This window comes from Ferrovibrio sp. (assembly GCF_041906005.1).
Lineage (GTDB): Bacteria > Pseudomonadota > Alphaproteobacteria > Ferrovibrionales > Ferrovibrionaceae > Ferrovibrio.
Window position 1 is genome coordinate 1,769,095 of the sequence record NZ_JAYRJY010000001.1, and the last position, 17,426, is coordinate 1,786,520.

The 17,426-nt window shown below is 63.1% G+C and carries 22 protein-coding genes; 15 read left to right on the top strand and 7 right to left on the bottom strand.

From position 1 onward, the window contains the following. Window positions 1-2 precede the first annotated feature (2 nt). Both hemH and ACE3OO_RS08510 read right to left on the bottom strand, forming a co-directional pair. Entirely contained in the window at window positions 3-1,046 is a 1,044-nt protein-coding gene (hemH, locus tag ACE3OO_RS08505; protein ID WP_374301752.1) for a ferrochelatase, read from the bottom strand. A 154-nt stretch (window positions 1,047-1,200) separates the two neighbouring features. Further along, window positions 1,201-1,461: a hypothetical protein gene (locus ACE3OO_RS08510; protein WP_374301754.1), complete on the bottom strand. Its 261-nt coding sequence runs from the start codon at window positions 1,459-1,461 to the stop codon at window positions 1,201-1,203. Here ACE3OO_RS08510 and ACE3OO_RS08515 point away from each other — a divergent pair. Next, window positions 1,450-1,737: an RcnB family protein gene (locus ACE3OO_RS08515; protein ID WP_374301755.1), complete on the top strand. Its 288-nt coding sequence runs from the start codon at window positions 1,450-1,452 to the stop codon at window positions 1,735-1,737. The genes ACE3OO_RS08510 and ACE3OO_RS08515 overlap by 12 nt on opposite strands. A 22-nt stretch (window positions 1,738-1,759) precedes the next feature. Here the strand turns inward: ACE3OO_RS08515 and hemE are convergent, their stop codons facing one another. After that, a complete protein-coding gene (gene hemE / locus ACE3OO_RS08520) occupies window positions 1,760-2,830 on the bottom strand; it encodes a uroporphyrinogen decarboxylase (protein ID WP_374301757.1) in 1,071 nt (356 codons plus the stop codon). 405 nt (window positions 2,831-3,235) lie between these two features. Between hemE and ACE3OO_RS08525 the strand changes: the two genes are divergently transcribed. The 5 genes from ACE3OO_RS08525 to dnaQ are packed head-to-tail and all read left to right on the top strand — an operon-like array spanning window position 3,236 to window position 6,859. After that, on the top strand, window positions 3,236-4,117 hold the full coding sequence (locus ACE3OO_RS08525; protein ID WP_374301759.1) for a pyruvate, water dikinase regulatory protein: 882 nt from the start codon (window positions 3,236-3,238) through the stop codon (window positions 4,115-4,117). After that, window positions 4,114-4,707 carry a nucleoside triphosphate pyrophosphatase gene (locus ACE3OO_RS08530; protein WP_374301761.1) on the top strand — a complete coding sequence of 198 codons (594 nt, stop codon included), beginning with the start codon at window positions 4,114-4,116 and terminating at the stop codon, window positions 4,705-4,707. The genes ACE3OO_RS08525 and ACE3OO_RS08530 overlap by 4 nt, the downstream gene beginning before the upstream one ends. Further along, complete coding sequence (locus ACE3OO_RS08535) at window positions 4,704-5,558, top strand: shikimate dehydrogenase (protein WP_374301763.1); 855 nt, start codon at window positions 4,704-4,706, stop codon at window positions 5,556-5,558. Before ACE3OO_RS08530 ends, ACE3OO_RS08535 begins: the two co-directional genes overlap by 4 nt. Before the next feature lie 7 nt (window positions 5,559-5,565). Beyond that, window positions 5,566-6,177 carry a dephospho-CoA kinase gene (gene coaE / locus ACE3OO_RS08540; protein WP_374304675.1) on the top strand — a complete coding sequence of 204 codons (612 nt, stop codon included), beginning with the start codon at window positions 5,566-5,568 and terminating at the stop codon, window positions 6,175-6,177. Continuing rightward, entirely contained in the window at window positions 6,170-6,859 is a 690-nt protein-coding gene (gene dnaQ, locus ACE3OO_RS08545; protein ID WP_374301765.1) for a DNA polymerase III subunit epsilon, read from the top strand. The genes coaE and dnaQ overlap by 8 nt, the downstream gene beginning before the upstream one ends. Here the strand turns inward: dnaQ and ACE3OO_RS08550 are convergent. Then, on the bottom strand, window positions 6,846-7,400 hold the full coding sequence (locus ACE3OO_RS08550) for a PAS domain-containing protein (protein ID WP_374301767.1): 555 nt from the start codon (window positions 7,398-7,400) through the stop codon (window positions 6,846-6,848). The genes dnaQ and ACE3OO_RS08550 overlap by 14 nt on opposite strands. Before the next feature lie 62 nt (window positions 7,401-7,462). Next, on the bottom strand, window positions 7,463-7,942 hold the full coding sequence (gene secB / locus ACE3OO_RS08555; protein WP_374301769.1) for a protein-export chaperone SecB: 480 nt from the start codon (window positions 7,940-7,942) through the stop codon (window positions 7,463-7,465). A 237-nt stretch (window positions 7,943-8,179) separates the two neighbouring features. On the opposite strand from secB, the gene ACE3OO_RS08560 reads away from it, so the two are divergent. Next, window positions 8,180-8,860 (top strand): Tim44/TimA family putative adaptor protein, encoded by a 681-nt coding sequence (locus ACE3OO_RS08560; RefSeq protein ID WP_374301771.1) that lies wholly within the window; start codon window positions 8,180-8,182, stop codon window positions 8,858-8,860. Further along, window positions 8,860-10,053 carry a murein transglycosylase A gene (locus ACE3OO_RS08565; RefSeq protein ID WP_374301773.1) on the top strand — a complete coding sequence of 398 codons (1,194 nt, stop codon included), beginning with the start codon at window positions 8,860-8,862 and terminating at the stop codon, window positions 10,051-10,053. Before ACE3OO_RS08560 ends, ACE3OO_RS08565 begins: the two co-directional genes overlap by 1 nt. A gap of 17 nt (window positions 10,054-10,070) precedes the next feature. Here ACE3OO_RS08565 and ACE3OO_RS08570 read toward each other — a convergent pair whose 3' ends face one another. Together ACE3OO_RS08570 and ACE3OO_RS08575 are read right to left on the bottom strand one after the other, a co-directional pair. After that, complete coding sequence (locus ACE3OO_RS08570; protein WP_374301774.1) at window positions 10,071-10,535, bottom strand: PAS domain-containing protein; 465 nt, start codon at window positions 10,533-10,535, stop codon at window positions 10,071-10,073. A gap of 186 nt (window positions 10,536-10,721) precedes the next feature. Beyond that, window positions 10,722-11,471 (bottom strand): PAS domain-containing protein, encoded by a 750-nt coding sequence (locus tag ACE3OO_RS08575; RefSeq protein WP_374301776.1) that lies wholly within the window; start codon window positions 11,469-11,471, stop codon window positions 10,722-10,724. A gap of 13 nt (window positions 11,472-11,484) precedes the next feature. Between ACE3OO_RS08575 and ACE3OO_RS08580 the strand changes: the two genes are divergently transcribed. From ACE3OO_RS08580 to ACE3OO_RS08610, 7 genes are all read left to right on the top strand, one after another. Continuing rightward, window positions 11,485-11,958, top strand: coding sequence for an N-acetyltransferase family protein (locus ACE3OO_RS08580; protein WP_374301778.1), 474 nt, complete (start codon window positions 11,485-11,487; stop codon window positions 11,956-11,958). Between the two features lie 61 nt (window positions 11,959-12,019). After that, window positions 12,020-12,730 (top strand): FadR/GntR family transcriptional regulator, encoded by a 711-nt coding sequence (locus ACE3OO_RS08585; protein ID WP_374301780.1) that lies wholly within the window; start codon window positions 12,020-12,022, stop codon window positions 12,728-12,730. A 23-nt stretch (window positions 12,731-12,753) separates the two neighbouring features. Continuing rightward, window positions 12,754-13,515, top strand: coding sequence for a (Fe-S)-binding protein (locus ACE3OO_RS08590; protein ID WP_374301782.1), 762 nt, complete (start codon window positions 12,754-12,756; stop codon window positions 13,513-13,515). Between the two features lie 16 nt (window positions 13,516-13,531). Then, window positions 13,532-14,968 carry a LutB/LldF family L-lactate oxidation iron-sulfur protein gene (locus tag ACE3OO_RS08595; protein WP_374304676.1) on the top strand — a complete coding sequence of 479 codons (1,437 nt, stop codon included), beginning with the start codon at window positions 13,532-13,534 and terminating at the stop codon, window positions 14,966-14,968. Continuing rightward, the gene (locus tag ACE3OO_RS08600) at window positions 14,965-15,666 is read left to right on the top strand and encodes a lactate utilization protein C (protein WP_374301784.1); all 702 of its coding nucleotides are present in this window, start codon (window positions 14,965-14,967) and stop codon (window positions 15,664-15,666) included. Before ACE3OO_RS08595 ends, ACE3OO_RS08600 begins: the two co-directional genes overlap by 4 nt. After that, window positions 15,641-16,246: a Smr/MutS family protein gene (locus ACE3OO_RS08605; RefSeq protein ID WP_374301786.1), complete on the top strand. Its 606-nt coding sequence runs from the start codon at window positions 15,641-15,643 to the stop codon at window positions 16,244-16,246. Before ACE3OO_RS08600 ends, ACE3OO_RS08605 begins: the two co-directional genes overlap by 26 nt. An 87-nt stretch (window positions 16,247-16,333) precedes the next feature. After that, the gene (locus ACE3OO_RS08610; RefSeq protein WP_374301788.1) at window positions 16,334-17,422 is read left to right on the top strand and encodes a M14 family metallopeptidase; all 1,089 of its coding nucleotides are present in this window, start codon (window positions 16,334-16,336) and stop codon (window positions 17,420-17,422) included. Window positions 17,423-17,426: the final 4 nt, after the last annotated feature.

A 17,426-nucleotide genomic window follows, 5' to 3' on the forward strand; every position in this document is an offset into this window, starting at 1 on the left:
CCTCAGCTTTTGCAGACGCAGCGCCGCCACGCATTCCCGCAGGGCCGTTCGCCGCTGCCGCAACGCGGCGCGCCGTCGAACACATCCTGCCGGCCCATGGCGCCGCGCATCAGGCGAACCAGTCCGGCGATGTATTCCGGCTGCACGCCCACAGTGGGAACCCGTATATAGCCGGCCGCGCCATTATGCTGCGCCAGTTCGGCATATTCGATATCCAGTTCCACCAGTGTCTCGGAATGCTCGGACACGAAAGCCACCGGCACCACCACAACCACGCGGCCGTCCTTCGCGGCATGTTCAATTTCTGAATCGGTGGCCGGTCCGATCCATTCCAGTGGCCCGACGCGGCTCTGGTAACAGATCTGCATTTCCAGATCGGGGCGTTTGAGCTGGCGCTGGATCGCCGCCACGCTTTTTTCCACCTGCATCTGATATGGATCGCCGTCGCTCACCACCTTTTTCGGCAGGCCATGGGCGGAAAACAGGATGCGCGGTTTGCCCATCGCCTCGGCCTGCAGCAAGGCGGCCTGCAGCAGTTGCGTCTGCGCCGCGATGAAACCCGGTTCATCGGGATAACAGCCAATTGCCGCCGTGGGTACATCGAGACCGACCTGCTTTGCCGCACGTTGCCAGTCGGCCAGCGACGATCCGGTGGTGGTGGTGGAAAATTGCGGGTAGAGCGGCAACAGGATCACACGTTCCGCGCCCCAGTCCTTCGCCGCCTTCGCCGCTTCGCCAGCAAACGGATGCCAGTAGCGCATGGCGATGAACACCGCGTAGTCATCGCTGCCCAAAGCTGTTTTCAGAGCGGCAGCCTGCGCTTCGGTCTGCGGCAGGATCGGCGAACGTCCGCCCATCTTGTCGTAAATCTCGGCTGCCTTCGGGGCACGGCGGGATGAAATCAGTTTCGCCAGCAGCCAGCGAAACGGATTGGGCAGCCGGATGATCGCCGGATCGTTGAAAAGATTGAACAGGAAAGGCTGAACAGCCGACTGACTGTCCGGCCCACCGAGGTTGAATAAAATGACGGCGGTTTTCTGGGGCATGATGAACAGGGATTTAGACTGAAACCCCACCTCAGCAACAGCCCAAAACGCCGCAGGACTTGAGAAAAAGAATAGAATACGGCGAATTTTCCGACATAAAAGCGCCGCAATCCGGCTCAGGATTTAAAAATGACAGACTTGTCTGTCGGCAGTATCAAGCCGGAGAAATTTCATGTCCCGCCATCATTCCCGTCTGGTTCCATCCCGTCTGTTTATACTGGGTCTTGGCGTTGCCGTTGCCTTGGCCGGTGTAACGCCCAGCCTGCCGGCTTTTGCCGATCCGCCAGGCGGTCATCCAAACAAGGGTCATCCAAACAGGGATCGCGGCGCCGGTCCTCGCAATGGCGGCCCCCATGGTGGCAGCGACATCACGATCAATTTTTCCTTCAACAATAACGACCGGATGATCGTGCATGACTATTTCGGCGGCGTGGCCCTCAGCGGCCGTTGCCCTCCCGGCTTAGCCAGGAAAAACAACGGCTGTCTGCCGCCGGGCCAGGCAAAAAAATGGACTATGGGCCGGCCGCTGCCGCACGATGTGATCTTCTATGATTTGCCGCACGAGCTGATGATCCGTCTCAGTCCACCGCCAGCCGGCTACCGCCATGTGCGCGTGGCGGGCGATATCCTGATGATCGCGATCGGCACCGGTATGGTGGCAGCGGCAATTGAGGATCTGGGTCGGATGTGACGCACACGTCACGTGGCGGTCGTCACACAGCCGTCTCGGTGCCCTTCACCAGCCGCACCAACTCTTCCACATGCCGCACCGGCGTTTCCGGCACGATGCCATGGCCCAGGTTGAAGATGTGATTGCGACCGGGGAAACTGCGCAGAAGGCGCTGCACGGCTTCCGCCATGGCTTGGCCGCCCACCACCAGCAGACGCGGGTCGAGATTACCCTGCACCGGCGTCTTGTTCCACAGATGGTCACGGGCCCAGGCCAGCGGCACGGTATAATCCAGGCCGATGGCATCGGCGCCGGTCGCTGCGGCATAACCTTCGTACAGCGCACCAGCCCCACGCGGGAAAGCGATCACCGGCACCTGCGGGTGCTTTTGCTTGAGCACCGCGATGATACGCCGTACCGGCTCGATGCAGTATCGCCGGAATTCAGCCTCGGGCAGAACCCCGGCCCAGGTATCGAACAACTGCACGACTTCCGCACCGGCAACGATCTGCCGGTCGAGATAATCGGTGGTCGCCTGCACCAGGATATCCATCAGGGTATCGAGGCCACGGGGATTGCCGAAGGCCCAGGTCTTGGCGGCGGCATGGTCGCTGGATCCGCGCCCTTCCAGCATATAGGTCGCCACCGTCCAGGGCGCCCCGGCAAAGCCGATCAGCGTGCAGTCAGGGGGTAGCTCCCCCTTGATACGACTCACCGCCTCGTAGACCGGTTCCAGACGCTTATGGATGCCCTTGGGATCCAGACGTGCCAGTTCACCCACCGCACGGATGGCATCCAGCACCGGCCCTTCGTTTTCCTTGAAGGCCAAACCCTGGCCAAGCGCCTGTGGCACCAGCAGGATATCGGCGAACAGGATGGCGGCATCGAAGCCAAAGCGACGGATCGGCTGCAGCGTTACCTCGGCGGCCAGCGCCGGGTTGTAGCATAGGTCCAGAAAACTGCCCGCCTGGGCACGGGTGGCCCGGTATTCCGGCAGGTAGCGTCCAGCCTGCCGCATGAGCCACATGGGTGGCCGTTCGCTGGGCAAGCCGGCGAGGGTGCATAACAGGGGTTTGGTTGGCTGTTCAGCCTGAGCGGGGGGAAGACGGGCCATTCCTTATTCCTCTTCTATTTTATTTAAAAATAAAAGGGATGTAGTGGTTTGTTGTGCGGTGTGAGTCGGGGATAACTGCTTCTCCGCCATCCGTCCCGGACTCTGTCCCGAAAGGCTGAATTTGCTCATTCCGGCGGCCGGTTTGGGATAAATCGCACCGACTCGTCGCATAAGCGCCACGAATCAGCCACAGGAATGACGGGGATAACGGGGATGATTGGACATGGCCCGGGGTTTGTTCGGTTTTCCCCGTTTTGCACAGGGTGATACAAAAAACCATCCGCCGGTGACAGGTCTGTTGCATGAAAACCGGCTTGCGGGCATGAAAATAACCAGTTTGGGGAAAAGGCTGGCCTTATCCGCTATTTCCCCGTTTTCCACAGCCGGAAAGGCGCTTCTCACCCGATGCCGAAAACCGCACGGCCGCATATCCATCTGGTTTCGGATGCCACTGGCGAGACGCTGAAATCGGTTGCCAAGGCGGCGCTGGTGCAATTCCAGAAATCTCAGGAAGAGGTGGAAACCCATACCTGGGCGCTGGTGCGCAAGCCCTTGCAGATGGAGCGCGTGGTCGAGGCCATCGCCGCCATGGGTGGGCTGGTATTGTTCACCATCGTCGACCCCCAGTTGCGCGAAATCCTGGTGAAGGGCTGTGCCAAGGCCAAGCTGCCCATCGTGCCCGTGCTGGATCCGGTGATCCTGGCTTTTGGCAAATATCTGGGCGAAAAATCCCAGAATCTGCCGGGCCGGCAGCACGAGCTGGATGCCGAATATTTCCATCGCATTGACGCGATGCATTTCACCATCGCCCACGACGACGGCCAGATGACGGCCGATATCGAGAAGGCCGATATCGTGCTGGTGGGTGTGTCGCGCACCTCCAAGACACCGACCTCGATCTATTTGGCCAATCGTGGCTACAAGACCGCCAATGTGCCCATCGTGCCGGGCCTGGTCATTCCACCCGAACTGGAAACCGCGCGTCAGCCCCTGGTGGTCGGTCTGACCACGTCGCCCGACCGTCTGGTCTCGATCCGGCGAAACCGCCTGATCTCGATGAATGAATCGACCGAGACGGCATATGTGGATGACGAACGCGTGCGGGAGGAACTCAATATTGCGCGTAAGCTCTGCGCCAAGCATAACTGGCCCATGATCGACGTGACTCGCCGCTCCATCGAGGAAACCGCTGCCGCGATCCTCAACCTGCATGCCCGCCGGGAAGAGCAGCGCAAGCAGCAGGCGCTGGATCTGGAAACGCCGCCGCAGAAAGGCCCGCGCGCGTGACCCTGATCCTGGCCTCGGCCAGCCCGTCGCGGGCGGCCATGCTGCGCTCCGCCGGGCTGGATTTTTCCATCCAGCCGGCCCGCGTGGATGAAAGCGAGATCAAGCTGGCCCTGCAAGCCGAAGGTGCACCGGCATCGGAAGCGGCCACCGCACTCGCCGAACTCAAGGCGCAACGCGCGGCCACTGCGGCCGGTGGTGATTTCGTCATCGGCGCCGACCAGATGCTGGTCTGCGAAGGACGCTGGTACGACAAGCCGGAAACCATGCAGGCCGCACGTGATCATCTGCTGTCCCTGCGCGGCAGGACACATGAACTGGTTTCGGCGGTGGTGCTGGCCCGGGGCGGCAGTGTGATCTGGCGGCATGTGGATGTGGCACGACTGACCATGCGCGATTTCAGCGAGGAATTCCTTGACGCCTATCTGGTTCAGGCCGGCGAGGCGGTGCTGTCATCCGTCGGCGCCTATCAACTCGAAGGGCTGGGGGTGCAGCTGTTCAGCCGCATCCAGGGCGATTTCTTCACCATCCTTGGACTGCCGTTGTTGCCGCTGCTGGATATCCTGCGTGAAAACAAGGTCCTGCGGTCATGAGCGCGGCCAATGACGATGAAATCATTCCGCGCGCCGGTGTGATCGGTTGGCCGGTAGCGCATTCGCGGTCGCCAAAGCTGCATGGCTTCTGGCTGAAGCAGCATGGCCTGACGGGCCGCTATGACAAACTGCCGGTGCCGCCGGAGGATTTGGCCGGCTTCATCGCCGACCTGCCGAAAGAACCCGGTTTTCGTGGTGTGAATGTCACCATCCCGCACAAGATCGCCGTGTTGCCGCTGATGGCGCAGATCGATGATGTGGCCCGCCGCATCGGCGCAGTGAATACCGTGGTCGTTCAGCCCGACGGCAGCCTGTACGGCAGCAATACCGATGCCTTCGGCTTTATTGAAAGCCTGAAAGCCGATGCCCCGGCCGGCTGGGTTGCCTCGGCTGGACCCGCCATGGTGCTGGGTGCCGGCGGCGCGGCCCGCGCCGTCATCGTGGCATTGCTGGATGCCGGTGTGGCCGAATTGCGTCTGGCCAATCGCAGCATCGAAAAGGCCGTAGCGCTGGCCGATGAATTCGGCCATGCCGTTCAGCCCGTTGCCTGGGACGACCGTGCGGCAGCTTTGGCTGGCGTCAACCTGCTGGTCAACACCACCAGCCTCGGTATGGCGGGCCAGCCGCCGCTGGAAATCGCCCTCGACGACCTGCCGGCCACGGCTTTGGTCAATGACATCGTCTATTCGCCGCTGGTGACCGATCTGCTGGCGCGTGCCAAAGGCCGCGGTAATCCCGTCGTGGATGGCCTGGGCATGTTGCTGCATCAGGGCCGGCCGGGTTTCGAGGCCTGGTTCGGCGTGGCGCCGTCGGTAACACCTGAATTGCGCGAAGCCGTGCTGGCGGATTGAGGCCGTGATGCTCAAGGTCGCACTCACCGGTTCCATCGGCATGGGCAAGTCCACCGTGGGCAAGATGATCGTGGCCCGCGGTATACCGCTGTTCGATGCCGATGCCACCGTGCATGCGCTCTATGCCCCGGGCGGCGCCGCCGTGGCGCCCTTGCGCAAGGCATTCCCCGCCGCGGTGCCGGGCGACAGCGTGGATCGCGACATTCTTTCCCGTCTTGTGCTGGGCAAGCCGGACGAGATTAAAAAACTTGAATCCATCGTGCACCCCCTGGTCGGGATGGAACGCCAAAATTTCCTGGCCGAGGCCGAAGCGCGCGGCGCGCCCTTCGCGGTGCTGGATATCCCGCTGCTGTTCGAGGGCAAAGGCCGCGCCGGCGTGGACGCGGTGATCGTGGTCAGTGCGCCGGCAGAGAAGCAAAAGGCCCGCGTGCTTGCCCGCCCGGGCATGACGGAAGAAAAATTTGCCGCCATACTGGCCCGCCAGGTGCCGGATGCGGAAAAACGCGCCGGTGGGGATTATGTAATCGATACCGGCGTATCGCTGGCTGAAACCGAGGCGCAGATTGCTGAAGTTCTGGCTGATCTACTGAAACGTGCCGAAGGAAAAGATCGTGCGTGAAGTTGTGCTGGATACCGAAACCACCGGCTTCAATCCGCAGGATGGCGACCGCGTTGTGGAAATCGGCTGCATCGAGCTGGTGAATCATGTGCCGACCGGCCGGCATTATCACGTCTATATCAATCCCGAACGGAGCATGCCGGAAGAAGCCTTCAAGGTGCACGGCATTTCCGACGAGTTCCTGAAGGACAAGCCGTTGTTTGCCGATATTGCGCGGCAGTTCTGCGACTTCGTCGGCGAAGACCCGCTGGTGATCCACAATGCGGCTTTCGATATCGGATTCCTGAATGCCGAGTTGGCGCGGCTGGAAGGCTTTCCGCATATCGCCATGGAACGGGCCATCGACACGGTGAAGATCGCGCGGGCCAAATTCCCCGGCGCGCAAGCCAGCCTGGATGCGCTATGCAAACGCTTCAATATCGACAATTCGGCGCGCACCAAACACGGCGCCTTGCTGGATGCCGAATTGCTGGCCGAGGTCTATCTAGAACTGATCGGCGGGCGGCAACAGGGCCTGGGTCTGGCCGGCATGGATGCCAGCGGGCAAGCCATGGCGACCACGCCCATGCAGCGCGGCCCGGCCCGGCCGCCGCGGCCTCATGCCGCCAGCGAGGAAGAACTGGCAGCTCATGCCGCCTTTGTCGCAAAATTAAAAGACCCGCTCTGGCTCAAGACGGAGTGACGGGGTCCGGCATATCGATGTCGGCACAGCAGAACACCATGTCGACATCCTGCCCGTCGCTGGACAAGGGCAGCAGCAAAGTGCCTTTCTCGCGTACCGGCTTGATGCCGAAAGACCCACCATCCGATGCCGGACCAATGGTCGAATTATAATCGTAGACCAAGCTGTGCCGCTCGATGACGATGCGGTAATTCAGCAGGACCTCGCCCTCTTCTTTGCCCAGATGATGGCCGATGTAGTGGCCCCGCACAGGCTCGCCGGTGGGATCGTGGCCGCGCACGGCCACCTGCTTTGTCCCGACCAGGCGGTAGCGCAGGAAGGGCGGCTCGCGCAACACTTCGGTCAGCACGATATAGGGCAACAGATCAGGGATTTCGGTCGGTTCGATGTCGCGCCGTGATGGCATCGGCCGCGCACCGCGTTTGCTGTTCCAGTAATCCCAGAACCGCCGGATGCGCGGCGAGCAGATGGTCAGGAATTCGGCGGTCAGCAGCCGAGGGTGGGTGGAGGCGGCGATGGCGTCATCCAGGGAAACGGTCATGCCGAACCTTCCGTGCCCTCGCCGCCTTTCCCGTCTGTGCCGCCTCGCGGATGGGCTTGGCCTCAGGCCATGCCCTGTTGTTCGGCTTCCAGCTGCTTGCTGCGCTGGTATTGCTGCAGGAAGTCGATGGGATCGAGCATCAGCGGTGGCATGCCGCCATCGCGGGTGGCATCGGCGACGATGCGGCGGGCAAAAGGGAACAGCAGGCGCGGCGCCTCGACCAGCAGCAGCGGCTCAACATGCTCGGGCGGAATGTTGGCGATGATGAACAGGCCGGCATAGTACAGGTCGACGACAAAGGCGGTTTCCTCGCCGTGCTTGGCCTCGCACAGGATGCGCAGCGTCACCTCGAACAGGGTATCGTTCACCCGTTCGGCCTGCGTGCCGACATTGACGGAAATCTGCGGCGCGCCTTCCATGCTGAAGGTGCGCGGCGCCATCGGATGCTCGAACGACAGGTCCTTGGTGTATTGCGCGTTCAGGCCGAAGCGCGGCGCAGTATCGGGATTGAAACCGGACGGCGGGTTGGCGTAATCGGTCATGGCCAGACAATCTCTCTGCTCGATATGTGGGCTGTCCCTAGCATGCTTTGCGCCATACCGACAAGACGGGCTCCTGCCGGCACGGTGTCGCGGCGCTTGTAAAAGCGCGATTTATTCCTATTTCCTTTTCGCTGCGGAGGCAGGACCGGGTTATGTCCCGGATTGGTCTCGGCCGGTTCGGCTGGACCCAGGACATCCCGGGGGTTAGACTTAACAAAAAGGTAAACGGACAGCGCGATGGGCGACGGCGGTTTCCAGTTTCTCGACATTCTTCTGCTTGGCGCCATCGCCGGCTTTATCGCCCTGCGCCTGCGCGCCGTGCTGGGCCAGCGTGGCGGCCATGAGCAGCGCCGCCGCCGCCCGCCCTTCGCCGGCCCCGAAAGCGAGGTCGACAAAGCCGGGGCCGAGGCTGGGCGGGAGGGCGACAATGTGGTCAGCCTGCCGCGCCGCGATGCCCCGGAACAGCCTGTGGACGAGAAGATCGCTCGCATCCGCGCCGTCGACGCCTCTTTCGATGGCGCCGAATTCCTGGGCGGCGCCAAGGCCGCCTATGAGATGATCGTCACCGCCTTTGCCGCTGGCGACAAGGAAACCCTGCGCCCGCTGCTGTCGCGCGAGGTGTTTAACGATTTCGCCGCCGCCATCGACGACCGCGCCAAGCGCGGCGAAACGGTGGAAACCACGTTCGTTGGCCTGCGCGGCGCCGAGATCACCGAGACCCAGGTGAACAACCGTATCGCCGAAGTGACCATCCGCTTCGAGTCCGAGCTGATCAGCGTCACCAAAGATGCCCAGGGTCACGTCATTGCCGGCCATGCCAACAGCGTCGAGCAGGTCACCGATATCTGGACCTTCGCGCGCGACACTCGCTCGCGCGATCCGAACTGGACGCTGATCGCCACCACCGCACCGAATTGATGCGTCTTCTCGCCGCCGTGCTGCTGGCCGGACTGGCGGCCTGCGCGCCGAAACCGCCGGCGGCACCGCCGCTGGCTTTCCGCGCCGCCAGTTTCGCCGATCTGCCGGGTTATGCCGCCGACCGCGTTGCCGAGGCCCTGCCAGCGCTGAGCCGAAGCTGCACCCGCATGGTGGCGCGTGGCCCCGCCGCACTGGATGGCATCGACCGTTACGGCAGCGGCCAGGACTGGCAACCCTTCTGCACGGGGCTGAATGCGTTGAAACCCGGCGACGATGCCGGTCTGCGCCGTCTGGTCGAACGTGAATTGCAGCCGGTGGCGGTGATCGGCGATGGCAGGGCCGAGGGTTTGTTCACTGGCTATTACGAGCCGATGGTGCGCGGCAGTCGCCAGCGCAGCGGGGCTTATACCGTGCCACTTTATCGCCAGCCGGCCGATCTGGTGCAGGTGGATCTGGGCGAATTTCGCGACAGTCTGAAAGGCCAGCGCATAGCTGGCCGGGTGCGCGACGGGCGCCTGCGGCCCTATGACGACCGCGGCGGCATCGAGACTGGCGCATTGGCCGGCAAGAATCTTGAATTGGTCTGGCTCGACGATGCCGCCGATGCCTTCTTCCTGCAGGTGCAGGGTTCGGGCCTGGTGCAGTTGGCCGATGGCAAACAGATGCGGGTCGGTTTTGCCGCGCAGAACGGCCACGGCTATGTGGCGGTGGGAAAGGTGATGATCGATCGCGGCCTACTCAGTCGCGAAGAGGTCTCGATGCAGAGCATTCGCGCCTGGCTGCGTGCCAATCCTGCCGCCGCGCCCGATCTGCTGCGGCAGAATCCGTCCTATGTGTTCTTCCGGGAATTGCCCGCCCCGAAGGATGACAGCGACGGCCCACCCGGCGCCCAGGGCGTGGCTTTGCTGCCCGGTCGCAGCCTGGCCGTCGACCGCGGCCTGCATGCCATGGGTCTGCCGCTCTGGCTGGCGGCCGTGCGGCCCTCTGCCCAGCCGCCGCACGAGGATCTGCCGCTGCAGCGTCTGATGGTGGCGCAGGATACCGGCGGGGCGATCCGCGGCGCTGTGCGCGGCGATGTGTTCTGGGGCCATGGGCCGGAAGCGGAAAGCATCGCCGGCCGCATGAAGCATCCCGGCAAGATCTGGCTGTTGCTGCCCAGAGGCGTGGCCGCGCGGCTGACGGCACAAAGCTAGACGGTCTGGATGTCTGTTCAGCCCCATTTGCGGCCCATGATGCTGAACACCCCGGCCCCGATGATCATGTCTATGGTGTTGCCATCGCTGGCGAGCGGCATCTGGATGCTTTCGAAATCGATCCATTCCTTGCCGAACCACCAGACCAGCTTGCCGGCGTAACCCACCGGCCCGCGCCGTTGCCGCGCCTGGTCGAAGGCATGGCGGAACAGTGTGGCCTTGTTGCCCATCATCTGCTCGATGGTCTGGCCGGTATAGCTGCCGTTATAGATCACGCTCTGCGCTGTGCTGATCAGACGCACCCGGTAATCTGGCCGGGCATCGCCGGTGCCATCGACATCAATCAGGAACAGATGTGGCAGCAATTGCGGCTTGTCGGCCGGATCAATGTCACCGCGTCCCGGCAAGCGACCGCTAGGTCCGCATTTCGATTGCCAATAGACCAGCAGATCCTGCAACAGCAAATCCTGCGGTGCCGGCATTTCGCGGATCCTGGGGGCATCCGGCCCTGTCTCGTTCATATACGGTTCCGATTGTTCCGTCTTTCAACGCACCGCCAAGTAGCGCCGCAATCTAGCCACAGGCCATTGTCAGAAGGAACTGCGCCGAAAGGTGTAGGCATGTGTCATCTACGCCAAAAGGCCAGCAAACACCCTGTCATCCGCATTTCAGCCGGGCATATCGCCGAAATTCTCAAAGGCCCCGGCGCCGAAGATGCAGTCAATGGTGACGCCGTCGCTCGCCAGCGGCGCATGCAAACCTTCGAACCGCAGCCATTCATGGCTTTGCCACCATGTCACCTGGCCGCGATTGATCAGATAGGTGCGCCGCTTCACTACGGCAGAGTAGAGCCGGTTGAATTCGGCTGCCGAATGGGGCGGAAAGATATCGTCGATGATCCGCCCCACCAGTCCGTGACCATAGACGGCCACATGGGCTTCGCCCAACAACCGCAGCCGGAATTTGCCATCTGGCTGCACATCGATCAGATAGATATTGGGCAGCATGCTGCGCAGATCGAGCGGATCAATATCGGCCCGGCTGGGCAGACGGCCATCAGGTCCGCATTTCGACTGCCAATAAGCCAGCAGGCGGCGCAGGATTGGCGCATTAGGCAACACGTTGCCCGCCCCACCGGCTTTGCGGAATTTCAGGGCGGCGGCCGTTTCCGATGGCGACTGGTCCGACGGTGGTTGATTTTCCCCCATAACCAGAATCTGGAGCCGGACCATACTGTCGGCAAGTGTATTTTGTTTCATGCCGGCCCGGGTCTGGTCGGCGCTTTGCCGGACCGGCCCCCCATGCCATAGTCCGGAAAAAGCCTTTACCCATGATATGCCCATGAGCCAGACCAGCAGCGCGTTACCCCTCATCGTCCGCCCATCCGAGGAGGGCGATCTTCCCGCGATTACTGCCATCTACGGCCATCATGTGCTGCACGGCTTCGGCAGTTTTGAGGAAGTGCCGCCCGATCAGGTCGAGATGGGGCGCCGCCGGGCCGAGATCCTGGGCAAGGGTTTCCCCTATCTGGTGGCCGAACTGGGTGGCCATGTGGTGGGCTATGCCTATGCCAATCATTACCGGCCGCGCATCGCCTACCGCTTTTCGGTCGAGGATTCGATCTATGTGGCCCCCGATGCGCCGCGCAAAGGCATCGGTCGCGCGCTGCTGTCCAACCTGATCGCCCGGTGCACCGGCCAGGGTTACCGCCAGATGGTGGCGGTGATCGGCGACACGCAGAATCTTGGGTCTGTAGGTCTGCATGCCGCGCTGGGTTTCCGTGTGGTCGGCACCCTGCCCTCGATCGGCTTCAAGCACGGTCGCTGGGTCGACAGCGTGTTCATGCAGCGGCCGCTCGGCCCCGGCGACAGCTCCTTACCGAACCAGCAGACCAAGCCGGACTGAAACGGCCTTTATATATATTGAAATAGATAAATAATTCATCTAACTTGTCAGGCAGGTTAGCATGACAGCCCTGCCCGAAATCCGCCTGCCTGCTGCACCACTCGGCTCCCGTGTCGATGCGGTGGTCGAGGCCCTGCTGCAGCCGATCCTCTCAGGCGACTGGCCGCCGCATCATCGCCTGCCGTCCGAACATAACCTCGCCGGCCAGCAGGGGGTCAGCCGGGCCGTGATTCGCGAGGCCATCGCGCGGCTGAAATCCGACGGCTATGTCGAAACCCGGCAGGGCAAGGGCGCCTTCGTTGCCGCCGCGCCCGGCGGCAACAGTTTCAAGCTGGCCGAGGACTCCGAGTCCGATCTGCTCGAACTGCGTGCACTGATCGAGGCCGATTGCGCCGCGCTGGCCGCCGAACGCCACACCCTGGCCGACCTGCAGGCGCTGCGTGACGCCCAGGCCGCCATGCGGCGTGTCATCGACCAGGGCGGGCTGGGCCTGAACGAGGATATCCATTTCCATGATGTGCTGGCGGCGGCGGCCCATAACCCGGCCTTGCGCCGTTTCGCCGCTTTCGTCGGCCGTCATGCCCGCGAGGCGATGCAACTCGCGCGCTTAAGCCGCCTGCGTTACGAAAACCGCCTGGCCGAGATCGATGCCGAACATGGCGCCATCGTGGCCGCCATCGCCGCGCGCGATCCGGCGGCGGCCCGCGCCGCAGTGCTGCGGCATATTTCAAATGGCCTGAAACGCCTTGGCCTGCCGCCCCGCTTCACCTGACGATTTCCCGGAGACCAGCCCCCATGTCGTCCCGCCCCCGCGTCGCGTTATTCGTCACCTGCCTGGTCGATCTGTTCCGGCCCAGCGTCGGCTTTGCCACCATCAAGCTGCTGGAAGATGCCGGCTGCAGCGTGGAGGTGCCCGAGGCGCAGGTCTGCTGCGGCCAGCCGGCTTACAATTCGGGCGACCGCAAGGATACGGTGGCCATTGCCAAACAGGTGATCGCGGCCTTTGAAGGATATGATTACGTGGTGGCTCCATCGGGCTCATGCGGCGGCATGATCAAGGACCATTACCCGGCGCTGTTCGCCGCCGAGCCGGACTGGCAAAGCCGCGCCGCGGTACTGTCGGCGAAAACCTTTGAACTCACCTCTTTCCTGGTCGATGTGATGAAGCAGGATGGCGTGGCCGCGAAGCTGGACGCGAAGATCACCTATCACGATTCCTGCTCGGGCTTGCGCGAACTGGGCGTGAAGCAGCAGCCCCGGCAATTACTGCAGAGTGTGGAGGGGCTGGAGCTGGTGGAAATGCAGACGCCGGAAACCTGCTGCGGTTTCGGTGGCACATTCTGCGTCAAGTACGGCGAGGTCTCCACCGATATCGTTGGCCGCAAGACCGCCGACATCAATGCCACCGGCGCCGACCTGCTGCTGGCCGGCGACATGGGTTGCCTTTTGAACATGGCCGGCAAGCTGCAGCGCGAAGGCAGCAAGGTGCAGGTGCGCCATGTGGCCGAGGTTTTGGCCGGCATGACCGACACGCCGGCCATAGGCGAAAGCAAGTGAGGGCGATGCCATGACCATGCCGATCACAGCCCAGGATTTCGAGGCCAATGCATCCAAGGCGCTGCGCGATCCCAACCTGCGCAAGGCGATGGATATCATTGGCGGGCCAATGGCCAGCCGCCGCGTCGAGACCGCGCGCGAACTGCCGGAATTCGAGGCTTTGCGCGACGAAGGCGTGAAGATCAAGAACCATGTGCTGCAGCATATCGACCTCTATCTGGAAAAATTCGAGCAGCAGGTGACGGCGCGCGGCGGCCGGGTGCATTGGTGCCGCACCCCACGCGAGGCGCGCGAGACGATCCTGAGCCTGTGCCAGTCGCGCAACGCGAAGACCGTCACCAAGGGCAAGTCGATGGTGAGCGAGGAAATCGGCCTGAACGATTTCCTGCTCGAACATGGCATCCAGCCGGTGGAAACCGACCTGGGCGAATACATCATCCAGCTCGCCCATGAGCCGCCGAGCCACATCATTGGTCCGGCCCTGCACAAGACGCGCGAACAGGTCGCGGAGCTGTTCGAGGAACATCACCCCGACTACGAGCTGCATGGCAAAAAAGCCGGCCCGCGGTCCACCGAGCCACAGGTGCTGGTCACCGAGGCACGGGTGGTCCTGCGTGATCGTTATTTCCAGGCCGATGTGGGCATCACCGGCGCCAATTTCCTGATTGCCGAAACCGGTGCCACGGTGATCGTCACCAACGAAGGCAACGGCGACCTGACCCAGTCGCTGCCAAAGATGCATATCGTGGTCTCCAGCATCGAGAAGGTGATCCCCAACCTGGAAGACCTGTCCACCATCCTGCGCGTGCTGGCCCGTTCGGCCACCGGGCAGGAGATGAGCTGCTACACGACGCTGTCCTGCGGCCCGAAACGGCCCGAGGATGTGGACGGGCCCGAGGAATTCCATGTCGTGCTGGTCGATAACGGTCGCAGCGAAATGCTGGGCACCGAACTGCAGCCGCTTTTGCGCTGCATCCGCTGCGGCGCCTGCATGAACAACTGCCCGGTCTACCGCTCGGTTGGTGGCCATGCCTATGGCTGGGTCTATCCCGGTCCGATCGGTGCCGCGCTCGATCCGCACATGATCGGGCTGGAAGCCGGCCGGCATCTGCCCAACGCCTCCACCTTCTGCGGCAAATGCGAGGAAGTCTGCCCCATGCGCATTCCGCTGCCCGACATCATGCGCTGGTGGCGCGAGCAGGCCCATGAAAGGCAGATCACACCACCCCTGCAGCGATGGGGTATCGAGGCCTGGGCCTTCGCCGCGAAAACGCCATGGCTCTATCGGCTGGGCACCCGCATCGCCATCGCGGCGTTGCATATGTTGGGAAAAGATAAGGGCAAGTTCAGATCCCTGCCGCTCGCCTCGGGCTGGACTGGTGGCCGCGACCTGCCGGCGCCGCAGGCGGGCGAAACTTTCATGGCCCAGTACAAAAAGCGGAAAGCATCATGAGCAGCAGCCGCGAGCGCATCTTCGCCACCCTTCGCGCCGGCCTTAAGGACACGGTCAATGACCCGGCACGGCCGCGCGCGGTGGCAGAACGCATTGCCAGCCATCCGCGCAACCTGCTGCCGCAGCGGGCGCAGAAACCCCATGCCGAACAGGTGGCTTTGTTCACCGCCAAGGTGGAGGCGCTGACCGTCACGGTAGATCGGGTTTCATCAACCTCCGACGTGCCTGGCAAGATCAGTGACTATCTGGCCCGTCACAACCTGCCATCGCGGCTGCGCGTCTCGCCCGATCCGCTGCTGCAAAACCTGCCCTGGGACCAGCGGCCGATGCTGCAGGTGGAGTATGGCGGCGGCCGCAGCCAGGACCTGGTCAGCGTGACGCCGGCCTTCGCCGCCATCGCCGAAACCGGCACGCTGATGCTGCACTCCTCATCCACCACGCCCACCACCCTGCATTTCGTGCCCGACCATCACATCGTGGTGCTGAAAAGCAGCCAGGTCACCGGCACGATGGAGGAGGCCTTCCAGCGCCTGCGCGACAAGCTCGGAAGCGTGGAGAACTGGCCGCGCACGGTGAATTTCGTCACGGGCCCGTCGCGCACCGCCGATATCGAGGGCGTGCCGGTGCTTGGTGCCCATGGACCGCGCCGCCTGCATATCGTACTCATCGAGAATGGCGCCGAAACGCAGCAAGGTTAAACCCGCTCCCCTGGTGCCGGATCACGAGGTCTGGCACCAGGTAACCGCCAGCGCGCGCCCACTGAAGAAGAACGTGGTACCCGAGCCGCTGGCGCCGCTGCCCAAACTGTTCCGGCCGGAAGGCCCGGGTACAGCGGCCATGGCCAAAGCCGAGGCGCGGCAAAAGGCGCCGCTTCCCCATGGACGGCACGCCGACAAACCGGCGCCGCAGATGGACAAGCGGCTCAAGCAGCGCTTCCAGCGCGGCGAACTGCCCATCGAGGCGCGTATCGACCTGCACGGTCTGACCCTGGCCAATGCCGAACGCGCCCTCAGCCGGCTGATCCGCGACTGCATCGCCCAGCAGAAACGCTGCCTGCTGGTGATCACCGGCAAGGGCACCGTGCGGAGCGAGGCTGAAATCGAGACCATGCAGAAAGGCCGCGGCGTGCTGCGTGCCTGGCTGCCGGACTACCTGAAACGCGGCCCCTGGCGCGACGAGGTGCTGGGCGTCACGCCGGCCCGGCCCGAGATGGGAGGCAGCGGCGCCTTCTACGTGCTGCTGCGCCGGCAGCGCGAAGAAATGCCCTCGAAACGCTGAGCCAATCCGGACCAAACGCCGTCATGCTTGCCAAGCCGCCATATGCGGCGGAAAGTCATTGCAGCTTATCGTTCCCAAAGGTCCACTATGTCGATCCACGATCATTTCTCTCCCGATTACGCCACTGCACGTCAGAAGTTTCTCACTGCCGCACAGGCTGCCGGCGCATCGATCGAAAGCATCCCGCATCCGCTGAAAGGCATTGCCGGCGAGGAGCTGTTCACCGACGTGGCCTGGATCGGGCCGCGTGATGCCCGCGCCGTGCTGGTCACCGTGTCGGGCACCCATGGCATCGAGGGTTATTACGGCTCGGGCTGCCAGGTCGGCTGGCTGAACGAGGGCCATGCGGCAAAGCTGCCGGCCGATACCGCCCTGTTGCTGATCCATGGCAGCAACCCCTATGGCTTTTCCTGGGGCCGGCGGGTGAATGAAGACAACATGGACATCAATCGCAACTTCATCGATTTCGACAGCAAGGCGCCGCCGGCCAATCCGGCCTATGCCGAAGTGCATGCCTGGCTGGTGCCGGAACAGTGGAGCGATGCGGCCGCCGCCGATATCGGGCAGAAAATCGCGGCCTATTATGCCCGCGTCGGCGCGAAGGCGGCCACCGCCGCCATCGTCGGCGGACAGCACAGCCACAAGGACGGCATCTTCTATGGTGGCACGCAGGCCTGCTGGTCGCACCGCACCATCAAGGCCATCGCCGACAAATATCTGCAGGCGGCCAAGCGCATCTGCGTGCTGGATTTCCACACCGGCCTCGGGCCGTTCGGTTATTCGGAGATGATCTGCCGCCATGCGCCGGATTCCGAGCCGCTTGCCCTGGCGCGCCGCTGGTTCGGCGAGGCCGTAACCTCGCCGGCCCTGGGCCAGTCAGACTCGCCCATCATCGAAGGCAATCTGCGCATGGGTCTGGTGCGCTTCTGCCCGCAGGCCGTGACCGTGGCGCTGAATATCGAGGTGGGTACACTGAGTTCGGAGGAAGTACGGTTGTCGGTGATCGCCGATAACTGGCTGCATTTGCGCGGCGATGTTTTTTCGCCGCTGGGCCAGCAGATCAAGGCGCAGATCCGCGCCGCTTTCTATCCCAATACCGATGCCTGGCGGAACCTGTGTTATCCGCGTGCCGTGGAAATCCAGCACCAGGCCCTGGCCGGTCTGGCGTCAGCCTGATCGA

Coding starts and splice junctions, on each gene's coding strand:
- ACE3OO_RS08595 (WP_374304676.1), top strand. CDS start 13,532: ATGCCGATCACAGCCCAGGATTTCGAGGCCAATGCATCCAAGGCGCTG.
- ACE3OO_RS08560 (WP_374301771.1), top strand. CDS start 8,180: ATGGGCGACGGCGGTTTCCAGTTTCTCGACATTCTTCTGCTTGGCGCC.
- secB (WP_374301769.1), bottom strand. CDS start 7,942: ATGACCGATTACGCCAACCCGCCGTCCGGTTTCAATCCCGATACTGCG.
- ACE3OO_RS08600 (WP_374301784.1), top strand. CDS start 14,965: ATGAGCAGCAGCCGCGAGCGCATCTTCGCCACCCTTCGCGCCGGCCTT.
- ACE3OO_RS08585 (WP_374301780.1), top strand. CDS start 12,020: ATGACAGCCCTGCCCGAAATCCGCCTGCCTGCTGCACCACTCGGCTCC.
- ACE3OO_RS08535 (WP_374301763.1), top strand. CDS start 4,704: ATGAGCGCGGCCAATGACGATGAAATCATTCCGCGCGCCGGTGTGATC.
- ACE3OO_RS08550 (WP_374301767.1), bottom strand. CDS start 7,400: ATGACCGTTTCCCTGGATGACGCCATCGCCGCCTCCACCCACCCTCGG.
- ACE3OO_RS08575 (WP_374301776.1), bottom strand. CDS start 11,471: ATGGCAGTAATCGCGGGAAGATCGCCCTCCTCGGATGGGCGGACGATG.
- ACE3OO_RS08565 (WP_374301773.1), top strand. CDS start 8,860: ATGCGTCTTCTCGCCGCCGTGCTGCTGGCCGGACTGGCGGCCTGCGCG.
- ACE3OO_RS08515 (WP_374301755.1), top strand. CDS start 1,450: ATGATCGTGCATGACTATTTCGGCGGCGTGGCCCTCAGCGGCCGTTGC.
- hemH (WP_374301752.1), bottom strand. CDS start 1,046: ATGCCCCAGAAAACCGCCGTCATTTTATTCAACCTCGGTGGGCCGGAC.
- ACE3OO_RS08610 (WP_374301788.1), top strand. CDS start 16,334: ATGTCGATCCACGATCATTTCTCTCCCGATTACGCCACTGCACGTCAG.
- ACE3OO_RS08605 (WP_374301786.1), top strand. CDS start 15,641: ATGGCGCCGAAACGCAGCAAGGTTAAACCCGCTCCCCTGGTGCCGGAT.
- ACE3OO_RS08510 (WP_374301754.1), bottom strand. CDS start 1,461: ATGCACGATCATCCGGTCGTTATTGTTGAAGGAAAAATTGATCGTGAT.
- ACE3OO_RS08570 (WP_374301774.1), bottom strand. CDS start 10,535: ATGCCGGCACCGCAGGATTTGCTGTTGCAGGATCTGCTGGTCTATTGG.
- coaE (WP_374304675.1), top strand. CDS start 5,566: ATGCTCAAGGTCGCACTCACCGGTTCCATCGGCATGGGCAAGTCCACC.
- ACE3OO_RS08590 (WP_374301782.1), top strand. CDS start 12,754: ATGTCGTCCCGCCCCCGCGTCGCGTTATTCGTCACCTGCCTGGTCGAT.
- ACE3OO_RS08525 (WP_374301759.1), top strand. CDS start 3,236: ATGCCGAAAACCGCACGGCCGCATATCCATCTGGTTTCGGATGCCACT.
- hemE (WP_374301757.1), bottom strand. CDS start 2,830: ATGGCCCGTCTTCCCCCCGCTCAGGCTGAACAGCCAACCAAACCCCTG.